A 13394-nucleotide genomic window follows, 5' to 3' on the forward strand; every position below is an offset into this window, starting at 1 on the left:
AGCGGTTTCCGGCGGAATGCATGTAAAATATGGAAAGAGGGGGTCCTCCGGCGAGTGTCACCGGTCGCGTGAGGCGGATCGCGGTGACCAGTGCCGCCTAGACTACGTTTTCACCCTGAAAAAATCTCCGATGCGATGCCCCCAATTATGCATAGGCCGCTCCGGGATGACCGATTTTTCCCCGGAAACGCTGCTAACCTTCTCCGATTTTCGCTATTTCCAAGGAAGGCCCGAGCATGGCGGACGACCCGGACAAAGACTTTGTGAAGCTGCTGACCGAGCACCAGGGGGTGATCTGCTCCTTCGTGATCTCGCTGCTTCCCGGCGCCCCGGGGACGGACGACGTGATCCAGGAGGTGAATACCCTGCTGTGGGCAAAGCGGTCCCAATTCGAGCTCGGCACGAATTTCCGCGCCTGGGCGCTGGCCGTCGCGCGCTTCCAGGTGATGGCCCATCTACGGGTGCTGAAGCAGCGCCGCTGGGTCACGCTGGATGACGATGTGGCCGCGATGTTGGCGGAGGAGATCGAGGAGCACGCGGAGCCGGAGGTGATGGAGCGCCAGCTCGATGCGCTGCGTGCCTGTCTCGGCAAGCTGCGCCCGGAGGATCGCGACCTGCTGCTCCAGCGCTACTGGCGGAAGAGCCGGCTGCAGGACTTCGCCGTGGATCGCGGGCGCTCGTTGAGCGGGCTGAAGGTGCAGCTCTTCCGCCTGCGCGCTGCCTTGAAGCGCTGCATCGAGGACCGTATCGGTGAATGCCTGCCATGAAGCCGCGCCCGCCCGTATCCCGACGACTCGAGCAGGCCTTCCAGGATTTGGAAGACGGCACCATCGCTGCGGACGATCACGTGTGGCTGATGGAGCAGCTCCGCGAGAATGCGGAAGCCCGCCGTGCCTATCGGAAGCACATGTCCTTCGCCACGCTGATGCACTGGACCGCCGAGGCCTCGATCCCGGAGGACGGTCAGGATGATCGCTCGGTGGTGGTTTTCCCCCGGCGGACGTCGGGGGCTTCGCGCAGGGTGATCTATGCCGCGGCGGCGATGGTCGCATTGCTGGCCGTCGCGGGCAGCCTGATCTTTTGGCACGCTGGAAAGCAGCCGCCCGCGCAGGTCATCGCGGGTGGGAATGCCCGGTGGCACTACTCGAGCGGCGGCATCGGGGCGGAGGGTGAGTTCCTCCCCGGCACGCGTCTGGTGGTCGAGCAGGGAAATCTGGAGATCGTCACGCGCAAGCGCACGCGCATCGTCGTGGAAGGCCCGGCCACGCTGGAGATCAGCGATCCCCGGCAGGTGAGCGTTTCGAGCGGCAAGGCGTGGTTCGAGATGGGCGCGGAAGACCGGGATCTCACGGTGATGACCGAGCGCCTGCGTGCGCGCACCTCGGCGACGCGATTCGGCGTGGCGGTATCGACGGGCAGCGATCGCATCCAGGTGGAGTCCGGCGAAGTGCTGCTGGAGCCGAGGCTGCCTGGCATCTCTCCCGTGACGCTGCGCAGCGGCGAGGCGGCGATCACGGATCTCGTCGGCAGGTCAAAGCTCACCCCGGCGGACCCGGGGCTCTTCGTGGCGGAGTTGCAAAGCGAGCCTGCCTATATCCACTGGAGCTTTGACCAGGAGTCGGGTGGTGCTTTTCCGGCCACGGGGCGTGGCATGCAGACGGTTCCGCTCACCGTCCGGGATCTGGACGGGCGCGCGGTGATGCCGCGGCAGGCGGAGGGGGCTTTCGGTGCCGGTCTCGATCTGACGGACGGCAAATCCTTTGCCGAGAGCGCATTCGCGGGCATTTCCGGCGGCGGGCCGAGGACGGTGGCGGTGTGGGTGAAGGGCTGGCCGATCGAGCGCCGCTCCACTGCGGATGCCGTGGACTACACGCCGTCCGTGGTCATGTGGGGGGACGAGTCGATCGAAGGTGGCAGTTGGACGCTGCGCGCGCACTGCGTGTCCGGCATCATCGGCACGCAATGGGGCACCACGGGATTCCTGACGGCCGGGAAGATCGGCACGCGGCGCGTGCTGGATGGCGAGTGGCACCACATCGCCTGTGTTTTCACCGGTGAGGTGAGCGAGACGGGCATGGTGAAGGTGGCGCATTACATCGATGGCGAACCTGTTCCCATCACCTGGGCCACCCTCGGCGCGGGGGTGGACACGCGTGCGGGCGGCGGCCCTGCGACGCGTCTGCGGGTCGCGTGCGACAGCATGATGCCCGGCGGGCCGGGAAATGTGCCGGTGATGGTGGACGAATTGTTTATCATCCGCGGAGCGCTGAGTGACGAGCAGGTGAAGATCCTCTATCAGGAGAATCGCTTCGTCCCGGGGGATTGATGGGGCTGAAGAAGCTGCCCTCGTAGTCCCCTGTGAGAGTGGCCAGCCGTCCCCGTGCTGCCCGCGTTCTCACGAACGCAGCTACTGAGGGAGAGGTGGATCTTCCCCCGGGATGTTTCTCGCGAGCGATGACCGTCGCGAAAAAATTTCCTGCAATCCTGCTAACCATTCCGCGGCTCGCACATTTCCTAGTGCCCGCGGATCCAAGTCCAACCAAGCGCCGGGCGAAACCCCTCCACGAAAAACCCGACAGCGATGAATCCTTCCCGACTGATCCCGTGTGCCCTCCTCCTTCAAATCCTCCCCGCCACGGCCGGCGTATGGGCGCACTACTCCTTTGACACCAGCTTCGACGACGTTTCCGGAAACAACCGCCACGGCACGCTCACCGACAATGGCACCCTCGGAAACAGCGGCATCATCAGCACGCCGGGCGATTTCAAGTTCGGCAATGGCGCGATGAACTTCCATGCGGACCGGGATTTCATCGCGATCCCGTCGAAGACCTTTGGCTCTGGACTCTCCTACACGGTTGCCTTTTGGGCGCGGAAGTCACCGGGCGACACCGGAGGTGCCAGCCAGTGGGACATGGTCATCGGCCAGCGCGACAATGCGAACCACTTCATCGGCCTGAATGACGCGAGCGGCACCGGCATGCGCTGGCGGGGTTCCTCGAATGCCGCGGACCGCGAAGCGAATTTCGGCGTGCCGCTCGACTACGATTGGCACCACTACGCCATCGTCGCCTATGGCAGCACCATCACGCTGTATCTCGACGGGCAGTTCTTCGGCACGGTCGGCGGGAAGCAGACCGGCTTCATCATCGACACCATTGGCGAGGCCTACACGGCGGCGGCCGACTATGATTTCAATGGCCAGATCGATGAAGTTTGGATCTTCGAGGATGCGCTCGGGCCGGACAAGATCAGCTCGCTCTACCTCTCGAATGATCCGGATGCCGGCGGGCCCTACGCGGGCTTCCACTACCGCTTTGACGAGAATCTCAATGACAGCGGAAGCGGCGCATTCCACGGCGCGACCGAAGGAAATGCAGCGCTCACCACCGATCCCCAACGGGTGGTGGAGGGGAGCGGCGCGCTGTGGACGGATGGCGCGGATGCCTCGCGCATGGTGCTGCCCGTGCCCGGCTACTACACCGCCACGCAGCCCTGGACGGCCACCTGGTGGGCGCGGCGCGAAGGCATCGGATCCAGCAAGGGCATGGTGATGGGTCGTGCGGACAATACCAACGACTTCATCTGGCTGAATGACACGAACCCGGGCCTGCGTTTCCGATCCTCCACGGGTGCCACGCTCGACTTCACCGCGCCGAAGGGCAGCCAGCTCCGCCACTATGCGCTGGTGGCCGATGGCATGGGAAACATGACGCTCTTCATCGACGGGCAGGAATCCGAGACGCTCGCGGGCAATACCTCCTTCGCCGTCGATAGCATCGGCAAGGCCTACCCGACGACCACGCTGAAGTATAACTTCCACGGCACGCTGGACGAGGTACGTCTGATGCCATCCGCGCTCACGGCCACGCAGGTGGCGACGATCTACAACGACGAGAAGCCTGTCGAAACGCCCTCCACAGCGACGAAGGTTCGCGTTATCCTGCTGGGCGGGCAGTCGAATGCGGATGGCCGTGCCGCGATCACCGGGCTGCCCGCCGCACTGCAATCCTCGCAGGCGGATGTGGATTTCTACTATCGCATCGAGGGTGGGGCGGGCTCCTTGACCACCCTGCAGCCCGGGCTCAGCGAGACCTCGCAATTCGGCCCGGAGATCGTGCTCGGTCGCAGGTTGGCAGATCTGTATGCGCATGAAGCCGGCACGCGTGTCGCGATCATCAAGTATGCGAATGGCGGCACGAACCTGCACACCCAGTGGAAGGCCGGAGGCGACGCCACCACCACGGGCGATGGCCCGGAGTATGTGACATTCCAGCAGACAGTGACGGCGGGCCTTGCGGCACTCGCGGCGAAGCATCCGCTCGCGACCGTGGAGATCGATTCCATGGTCTGGATGCAGGGTGAGGCCGATGCCAGCGCGGCGCAGGCGGGTAACTATCAGGCAAATCTCGGCACGTTCATCGCGGATGCCCGTGCGACCTTTGGTCCGTCGCTGGCGTTCGTGATCGGCCGGCTTTCCAGCGGTCAGACTTCGATCGACGGGACGTGGCGCGGGCAGGTGCAGGCGGCGCAGGATGCCGTGGCGGCTGCCGATCCTCGCACGTCGGTGCTTTCCACCGATGGCTTCGGCATGGCGGGGGACAATCTCCACTTCGACGCGAGCGGCCAGCAATCGCTCGGCAGCGGCTTCGCGGAAGAGTCCGCATACTACTCGTGGATGATGGAGCATTTCTCCCCCGCGGACATCGATGCGGGGAGAGGCGCTCCGGATGCCGATTTCGACGGTGACGGGCAAAGCAATCGCACGGAATTCCTCGGAGCGAGCAATCCGTCGCAGGGCGAGTCCCGATTCATGGCTTCCTTCACCCGCACAGGCGCGGCCACCGGCAGCATCTCGTATGTGTCCACGCCTGCCCGTCTCTATGCGGTCGAGCGTTTGGTCGAGGCCAGCGGGACGTGGCAGGTCGAGCTTCCCTTCGCCGCGGGTGAGAATGGCACCACCGTGCGTCCGCTCAATACCCCTGCGGCCCGCGGGATCTATCGGGTGACGTCGAAGTTGCCTTGAGGCGACCCTTTCGTGGAAGCGGGTGGGCTGCTTTCCAGCGCCATCCGCGCTCGATTGATCCTCTCGTGGGATTGCCCAGCCGACCCTTCTCGCATTCGCTCGCCTCTCCAATCGGGGAGAAATTTAAAATGGCCAATCGAGGGATTGGGGGCGTGGATGAGGTGTGGATCATTCCGCCGAGATGTGATGGGGGGGCATTCCGGGTCATGGCAGGCGCGATTTCGGCGCACGGGCGTGTTTGCCCGCGCGCTGTGGCTCGTCGTGGTTATCGCCTGCATCCCGGTCGCGCAGGGCAAGTCGCTCACCCTGCAGGACCTGTGGGAGCTGTCCGTCGCGGGTGGCGGTAGTAGCGACCCGATGAGCGTCACGGGCACGATTCTCGCCACGGACGCCGCGGGAGGGCTTGTCGCCTTGGAGGATCAGTCCCGTGCGGTGATCCTTTCCGTGCAGCTCCCCGCCGGGGCATGGCCGCAGCTCCAAGTCGGGAAATCGGTCCAGTTCGACTTTCCCGCGAGCCGGTTCTTCCGGCGTGGCTTGCGGATCGATTGTGTGGGCGCACCGCTCATCGACGCGGATGGCCTTCACCCGCCGACGGAGAAATCCGGCACCGTCTTCCTCACGCGTGGGAAGCATCCGCTGGGGGTGGAGTGGTTCAATGGACGCGCCACCTCGGTGCTCTCCCTCGCAATGGAGGGCCCCGGCTTCCAGCACGAGGTCGTCCCGGCGGAGTGGCTGTCGCATGACGGTGGAAAGCCGGGACTGCGGTTCGAGAGGTTCCGCATCGATGGGATCAGCTCGCTCGATCAAGTCCCGGAAGAGGGCGGGGGAGATCTCACGGGATCGGTCACGAAGATCGATCACTCGGCAGGCGAAGGGCTGGAGAATGTCGCGCTGCGCTTTTCCGGCATGCTGGAGGTTCCCTCGGACGGGACCTATACCTTTCGCATGCGCTGTGACGACGGCGCTCGGCTCAGCCTCGGCGCTCCGCAAGCGGCGTGGAAGATCCTTCCTGATCTGGAGCCGGTGAAGGATTCCCTCTGGAGAGAGGTGGAAGGCACCGTCTCCTTTGCCAGCAAGGAGGGGGCGCGGCTCCGGCTGGAAGTCGCGACCGATCAGAAGCGCTCGGAATTGACCGTGCTGAATCCGGCCGGGCTCGACCCGTGGGTCTTGATGGGGCGGTACATCACGGCGCAGGGCATCGCCTATGAGGGCGGCGTCTGCGTCCTCTCAGCGGGGCACCTCCGGCTGGAGCCGTCTAACAGATTGTCCGCGCCGGTGCTCGCATCCGCCGTGCAGGTGCGCGAGTTGCAGCCGGACGAAACGGCGAAGTATCCGCCGGTGGTGCTGCGCGGCGTGGTCACGATGGTGAACTATCGCTCGCTCGTGCTGCAGGATGACAGTGGCGGCGTCTTCGTGCTTGCGCAGAACATGACGATTGAACCGCCACCCGAAGTGGGCGAGCGCTGGATCGTGGAAGGCGAGGCGGCACCCGGGGATTTCTCGCCCATCGTCGTCGCGAAGAACTGCCGCTTTCTCTCGTCCGGCGCATTGCCGCTTCCGCGCCGTCCGAATTGGGAGGAGTTCCAGAATGGCAGCGTGGATGCCGAGATGGTGGAAATCGAGGGCGTGATCATCTCGCTGGGCGCTGACCGTGCCGAGCTGCTGACGCGCGATGGAACCACCGTCCTGCAATCGACCCAATTCTATCCGCTGCCCGTGGAGTTGCTCCGTCCAACGGCTACCAGCCTGGTCGGCGCGCGGGTGAAGCTCCGCGGTGTCTTTGCCACCAGTTGGGATCGGCATCTCGGCCGCCTCACGCCTGGGGTGTTTTCCCTGGGGAATGCCACGCTTTCCGTGGTCGAGCTTGCCCCGCAGGACCCGGGCCTGATCCCGCTGGTGACCGTGCCGGATCTCTGGAAATTCACCACGCAATCCACCGCGCTGAATCGCGTGCGGTTGCGTGGGCAATTGATGGCGCGCCGTGATGACACGCTGCTCGTTTCAGCGGGCGCGCACACGCTGCGCCTCGCCAGCGACTCCGCCCACGGAGCTGTGCCGGGCGATGAGGTGGAGGTGGTGGGATTTGCGCGGACGGGCGCCATTTCCCCGCTGATCGTGCATCCCGTGCTGCGGGTGCTGTCGCAGCTCGCGATGCCGCAGCCGATCGAGCAGGACCCCGCGGAGCTGCCGGACCTGAAGCTGGATGGCAAGCTGCTCCGCATGCAGGGCCGGGTGATCAGCGATACAATCCAGAGCGGCCAGCGGCGGCTGGAGCTGGAGTCCGGAGCGCAGCGTTTCTTCGCGATAGGACCCCACTCGATGCCCGGCGATGCCACCTTCCTGCGCGACTCGGTGGTGCAGGTGGACGGCGTGTATTTCGCCATGAATTCCGACCCGCTGTCGATGGGGCAGGGGGACTTCGAGATCCGCATGATGGGTGACGATGCATTACAGCTCATCGCGCAGCCTTCGTGGTGGAGCACTCGGCGGCTCTTGCTTCTGGTCGCGGTGCTCTTCGGCGGGCTGTCGCTGGTGCTCGGCTGGGTGGGCATCCTCCAGCGCGTGGTGAAAAAGCGCACCTCGGAACTCGCCGTGGAGATCGCGAAGAAGGAGCACGCGGAAACCGAGCGTGCGCTGGAACTCGAGCGCGCGCGGGTGGCCCGCGACCTGCATGATGAGCTGGGCGCTGGTCTCACCGAGATCGGCTTGCTAGGCTCGCTGATGGGGAATCCCGCCATTCCCGCCACCGCGAAGTCGAACTACGTGAACACGCTCGGCGATGTCTCGCGCTCGCTCGTTTCCGCGCTCGATGAGATCGTCTGGGCGATCAATCCCGACTACGATTCGGTGGACGATCTGGCTGCCTACCTGTGGCTTCACGCGCAGCGCCTGCTGAATCCCGCGGGAATTGCCTGCGATCCGGTGAAGCCCGTGGATATCCCCAGCCGCAGCCTCGGCTCGCGCTCGCGGCACTCGCTGCTGCTTGCCTTCAAGGAGGCGCTGAACAACGTGATCAAGCACTCCGGCGCCACGCGCGTGGATCTCGGTGTCCGCGTCGAGGCGGATCACCTCATCGTCAGCATCGCCGACAATGGCTCGGGCATCGCTGCCGGTGATGTGCCGCGGCCCGGTAGCCAGGGCATTGTGGGATTGCGAGAGCGCATGCATGATCTCGATGGCGGGTGCGAGATCGTGGCAAACCCCGGCGGTGGTACCGTCGTGACCTTCACCCTGCCCCTGCGATCCCCATGAACGAAGCCTCATCCCCAGCCGCGAAGACGCCGGTGGCAGTCGTGGAAGACAGCCACACCACGCGCGATGCCCTGAAGACCATCATCGAGCTCGAGCCGGATCTCGAGTGCGTGGTCACTTGCTCCACGGGTGAGGAGGCGCTGAAGCTGCTGCCGAAGTTTTCCCCTGCGATCGTGCTGATGGACATCCAGCTTCCCGGCATGTCGGGCATCGATTGCGTGCGCCGCCTGAGGGAGACGATGCCGGATGTGCTGATCGTCATGGTCACTGTTTATGAAGATCCGGTTCGCATCTTCAGTGCCCTGCGCGCGGGTGCGAATGGCTACCTGCTGAAGCGCTCCACGCCGGAGGAAATGATCTCCGCTATCCGCGAGGTGCGTCGTGGCGGTGGTGCGATGAGCGGCGGCGTGGCGCTGAAGGTGATCCAGTATTTCACCGAGCAGGAGCAGCAGAGCAAGGAACTCGACTCGCTCTCACGCCGCGAGTCCGAGGTGCTGGAGCTGCTATCGAGCGGCATGGGGAACAAGGACATCGCGGCTCGTCTGGGCGTCTCCACGGAGGCCGTGCGCTGGCACCTGCGGAGTATCTACACGAAGCTCCACGTGCACAACCGCACCGAGGCGGCGATGAAATACAAGGGCCTGCAGTAGCGGGATTGATCTGGGCGGCGGCATGCTGCATTGAGGAGAAGCGCGGATTTTTTCTCTCCGGTTGGAGAGGTAGGCAGGAGGCGGTTTCGGAATACGCTCGGGATTGGTCGGGGACCAAAGGCCGGCCGTTTCTTGGAATGAATTTGCGCACCAAATCGTGGAAGACGGACCGGGCACTGGCCCTGTCGCTCGCAGCACTCCTGGCCCAGACCGGTCTCGTGAAGGCTGAGGGCGAGGACATCGTCAATATCATCAATTTCATCCGCGGCGTGGAGCCGCGCCACAAGGTCGATCTCGTCGAGCCGGTGGCCGAGCAGCTCAAGTTGGGCCGCAAGCACGGCCTGCCGACCACCTGGCTCATCCAGTACGACGCGCTGCTCCGCCCGGACATCGTGGACCTGCTGAAGCGCGAGATGGGACCGAATGACGAGATCGGCGCGTGGATCGAGGTGGTGCAGCCGCAGGTGGAAGCCGCGGGCATCAAGTGGCGCGGGCGCTTCCCTTGGGACTGGCACGTGAATGTCGGCTTCACGCACGGCTACTCCGTCGAGGAGCGGAAGAAGCTGATGGATGTCTACATAGCGAAGTTCAAGGAGGTCTTCGGCAAGCACCCGGATTCCGCAGGCTGCTGGATCATCGACGCTCCGACGCTGAACTACCTGCACGACAAGTACGGGGTCTCCACCGCGTGCAATTGCAAGGACCAGAGCGGCACCGACGGTTACACGCTGTGGGGCGGCTACTGGAACCAAGCCTACTACCCCAGCCGCCTGAATGCCTTCATGCCAGCGCAGACCTCGGAGCAGCAGCTCAATGTCCCGGTCTTCCGCATGCTCGGCAGTGATCCGGTGCACCAGTACGACAACGGCCTCGGCGGCTCGTGGCAGGGTGTCGTCACTCTGGAGCCTGTCTATCGCCCCGGTGGTGGCGATGCGAAGTGGGTGGACTGGTTCTTCGACACGAACTTCAACACCCCCAGCCTCGGCTTCTCCTACATGCAGGCCGGGCAGGAGAATTCCTTCGGCTGGCCCGACATGTCGGTCGGCCTCATCGACCAGTACGCGAAGCTCGCAGCGCTGCGCGATCAGAAGAAGATCCGCGTGGAGACCCTTGGCGCGTCCGGCAAGTGGTTCCGCGACACCTACAAGTCCACTCCAGCGACGTCCGTCGTGGCGCTGGAGGACTCGAAGGGCGAGCCGAACCGCAGCATCTGGTACGAGAGCAAGCACTACCGCGTGAATCTCTCGTGGGAAGGCGACCAGTGGCGCATCCGCGACATGCACGTCTTCAATGAGGACTACGCCGAGCGCTACCTCGACAAGCACGAGCCGAGCGCCGTGGCGACCTACGACACGCTGCCGGTGATGGATGGCTTCCACTGGAGCAGGCCCGGCGACCTCGCGGGCATCCGCGGCGTGGTGAAGTCTTCCGATGGCACGCAGCCTCTCAAGACGAAGGGCGTGCCCGTGGTGAAGGAAGTCGGCACCGAGTCGCTGGTGGTGACCTGCGACCTCGCGGCAGGTGGTGCGGTGGAGTTCCGCTGCGACCCCACGAAGTTCGCCATCGAGCTGAGCGGCGAGACCGCGCGCTCCGACTGGGGCCTCGATATGACGTGGGCGAAGGACAAGAAAATCCCTCTCGCCGATGTGACGAAGCACGCGATCGGCTTCAAGCAGGAGGGCTTCGGCTACTCGCTTTCCTTCGGCGCCAGCGAGGTCTCGCGCACCGGTGACGAGAACAAGATCCACATCAAGGAATCCCGCGACGTGGTGACCTTCACCTTCGGTTCCGACAGCGCCACTTCATCGAACTAGCCCACCGGTACGACGCCCCGGCATCTGCCGGGGCGTCGCAGGCCGAGGGCTCCTGATTTTTCCCATAGCCCCAGAGAAGACCCAAGACCAAACCCCATGAAATCCAGATTCACCACACTGCTCGCACTGACGGCCACGGCCTCGGTGTCCCATGCCGGCATCTTCGTCCAGGAGCTGTTTGACAACATCTCCACGGGGAATGCCTCGCTCAATGGTGCCGGAAGTACGACGACCACCGTCGGCCTTTCCGGGACGTGGGCGACCAATGGCAGCACTGCCATCAACACGGCGAACAACTTCAACGTGAACGGCGTGAATGGCGAACTCCTGCCCGGATTGCCTTCGGATGGCGGTGCGCCGGGTGGCGTGTGGAATGCGACCGGCGGCTACGGCACGAGCATCTTCGCGACCCGCCCGCTTGTCACGCCGATCAGCTTTGCCACGGACCGCACGATCTACTTCAGCGTGCGGCTGAACAATCCTGGCGACACGTCGATGGGTGTGGGTCTGGCCTCGGGCAATGAGCTGACATCGGACTTCGTGGGGGCTGGCTTTACCTGGAACAACGCGGTTCCGATTGCTGGAGGCGGCAATATTGCGGGGAATTCCCCTTACATCAGCTACGGCAAGCTGGATGGTGCCCAGCAGAACGGCGTCTATGGCATCCGTGCCTTCGAGCCGGGCAAGCTGGTCAACGGCCCCGGACTTCTGGTCGGACGCATCAAGATCAGCGCCACCGGCGATGACGAGATCCACATCAAGCGCTACGCGCCGGGCCAGACGATCGATGACAACCTTACGGCGATCGTCTGGAGCGCCAGCAGCACGGTGAATACCTCGATGAATGCCACCCATCTGCTGCTGTGGATGAATGGCACCGGCTCGGGGGAACTTGATGCCATCCGCTTTGGCGACACGTGGACGGACGTGACCGGCGTGACGCTCGCAGCGAATGAGCAGCCCGCGCTGACGTCCGCAGCGGTGACGAATGTCACCCTCACCGGTGCCCAGGCATCGGCGAATCTTTTCACCAGCCCCGGTCAGGTGACGCTTTACTGGGATACCTTCGACCAAGGGACCGATGCGGGTGCTTGGTCATCGTCCCTTTCGCTGGGGACACAGGCCATCGGCCCGGTCAGCGGAGCCATCACCGGCTTGTCCGCGGACACCCGCTACTACTATCGCTTCCGTGCCGTGAATACGAATCCCGAGCCGGATCTGGAAGGCTGGAGCGAGAACGGCCGCTATTTCGATACCCCGCTCACAGGCTTGGCCGTGGATGATCTCTTCGCCGAGGCGCAGAGCGCGTATGCGGTGGATCTCTACTGGAGCGATGTCTTCTACACCGAGACGGGCTACGTCATCGAGCGCTCGCTCTCCGGGGCGAACGAATGGACGACGGTGGCCACGCTGCCGGCGAATACCGGCCAATACACGGACACCGCTTCCGGCCTGCAGCCGAATACCGCGTATGAATACCGCATCTCGGCGACGCATCCCGTCGGAGGATCCAATCTGTCGAATGTCGTGGCCGTCACGACCGATGACGTCTCTCCGTTCCAGACGAAGCTGCTGATCAACTTCGACGGAACGCTGGACGGCAACTTCTACACCCTGGGAGAAGGGGAGATCGACGAGACATCGAGCTTCAAGGCGAATGGCGCGCCTACCGTGAGCAATGGGGTCGCGAGGCTGAATCCCGGAGTGGACAATGGCCCGGATGGCTTCGACGCGAACCCATCGATGCTCGGTGACCTGCGCGCGCAGAATTGGATCGCGGAAGCAGTCGTGACCTACAACTCCGTCAACAGCACCACGACCACACCATGGCTGATCGACGTGCAGGGCGATACGAATCTCCGCCTGCGCAGCGAGACGAGTGCCGATGTGCTCCAACTCTTCTACTACAATGGCAGCGCCGTGCAGCGCAGCCTGAGCCCCTTGCCGCCGAGCGGTGTGAAGGCCCACTTCGCCCTCGTCTGGGATGCCGCCACCACGACGCTCACCGGCTATGTGAATGGCGAGCTGATCGGGCAGTTGAGCAACGGCCCGTTTGCCCGCCCCGATGTCACGAACCTGAGCTTCGGCTACCTCGGTCGCACGAACTTCGTCGGCAATGGCATCGACGGCACGCTGGACGCGGTATCCTTCCAGACCGGAACGGGTCTCTTCGATCCAGGGTCGAATTTCATCATCATGCCAGAGACGCAGGGCTATGCGGCGTGGATCGCAGGATACAATGTCGGTGCTCTGACCGGCTTCGAGGATGATGCGGATGGCGATGGCCTGAGCAACGGCTTGGAAGCGCTGCTCGGCACGAACCCCTCCACGGCGAATGCCTCGGCACTGACGCAGGTCACGTCGAATGGCACGACCACATCCTTCTTCCACACGCTGGCAAGCAACGCGATCAGCGACGTGGCGGCATCCTACGAGTGGTCTCCGAATCTGACCGACTGGTATGCCGCGGACGGCGTCGCAGGTCCTGCAGGTGGCGCGACGGTTAATGCCACCACCACTCCCGCCGCAGGCGGTGTGACGGTCACGGCTACATCCAGCTCACCGATGACAAAGGCCTTCATCCGCCTGAAGGCGAGCCAGATCCTCGCCGACTGATTGAACTCCCAAAACCCCCACTGAAGACCAAAACAA

The 13394-nt window shown here is 64.2% G+C and carries 7 protein-coding genes; all 7 read left to right on the forward strand.

Annotation, left to right across the window (positions count from 1 at the left end):
* Positions 1-236 precede the first annotated feature (236 nt).
* The 7 genes from OKA04_RS16505 (at position 237) to OKA04_RS16535 (ending at position 13358) form a co-directional block, all read left to right on the forward strand.
* Entirely contained in the window at positions 237-767 is a 531-nt protein-coding gene (locus tag OKA04_RS16505) for a sigma-70 family RNA polymerase sigma factor (protein ID WP_264502295.1), read from the forward strand.
* Complete coding sequence (locus OKA04_RS16510; protein WP_264502296.1) at positions 755-2326, forward strand: LamG domain-containing protein; 1572 nt, start codon at positions 755-757, stop codon at positions 2324-2326. The genes OKA04_RS16505 and OKA04_RS16510 overlap by 13 nt, the downstream gene beginning before the upstream one ends.
* Before the next feature lie 255 nt (positions 2327-2581).
* Positions 2582-5026, forward strand: coding sequence for a LamG-like jellyroll fold domain-containing protein (locus OKA04_RS16515; protein WP_264502297.1), 2445 nt, complete (start codon positions 2582-2584; stop codon positions 5024-5026).
* 234 nt (positions 5027-5260) lie between these two features.
* The gene (locus OKA04_RS16520) at positions 5261-8278 is read left to right on the forward strand and encodes an ATP-binding protein (protein WP_264502298.1); all 3018 of its coding nucleotides are present in this window, start codon (positions 5261-5263) and stop codon (positions 8276-8278) included.
* Complete coding sequence (locus tag OKA04_RS16525; RefSeq protein ID WP_264502299.1) at positions 8275-8928, forward strand: response regulator transcription factor; 654 nt, start codon at positions 8275-8277, stop codon at positions 8926-8928. Before OKA04_RS16520 ends, OKA04_RS16525 begins: the two co-directional genes overlap by 4 nt.
* A gap of 137 nt (positions 8929-9065) precedes the next feature.
* Positions 9066-10742 carry a hypothetical protein gene (locus OKA04_RS16530; RefSeq protein WP_264502300.1) on the forward strand — a complete coding sequence of 559 codons (1677 nt, stop codon included), beginning with the start codon at positions 9066-9068 and terminating at the stop codon, positions 10740-10742.
* A gap of 96 nt (positions 10743-10838) precedes the next feature.
* Entirely contained in the window at positions 10839-13358 is a 2520-nt protein-coding gene (locus tag OKA04_RS16535; RefSeq protein WP_264502301.1) for a fibronectin type III domain-containing protein, read from the forward strand.
* The last annotated feature ends 36 nt before the right edge of the window (positions 13359-13394 follow it).

Source organism: Luteolibacter flavescens, assembly GCF_025950085.1.
Lineage (GTDB): Bacteria > Verrucomicrobiota > Verrucomicrobiia > Verrucomicrobiales > Akkermansiaceae > Haloferula > Haloferula flavescens.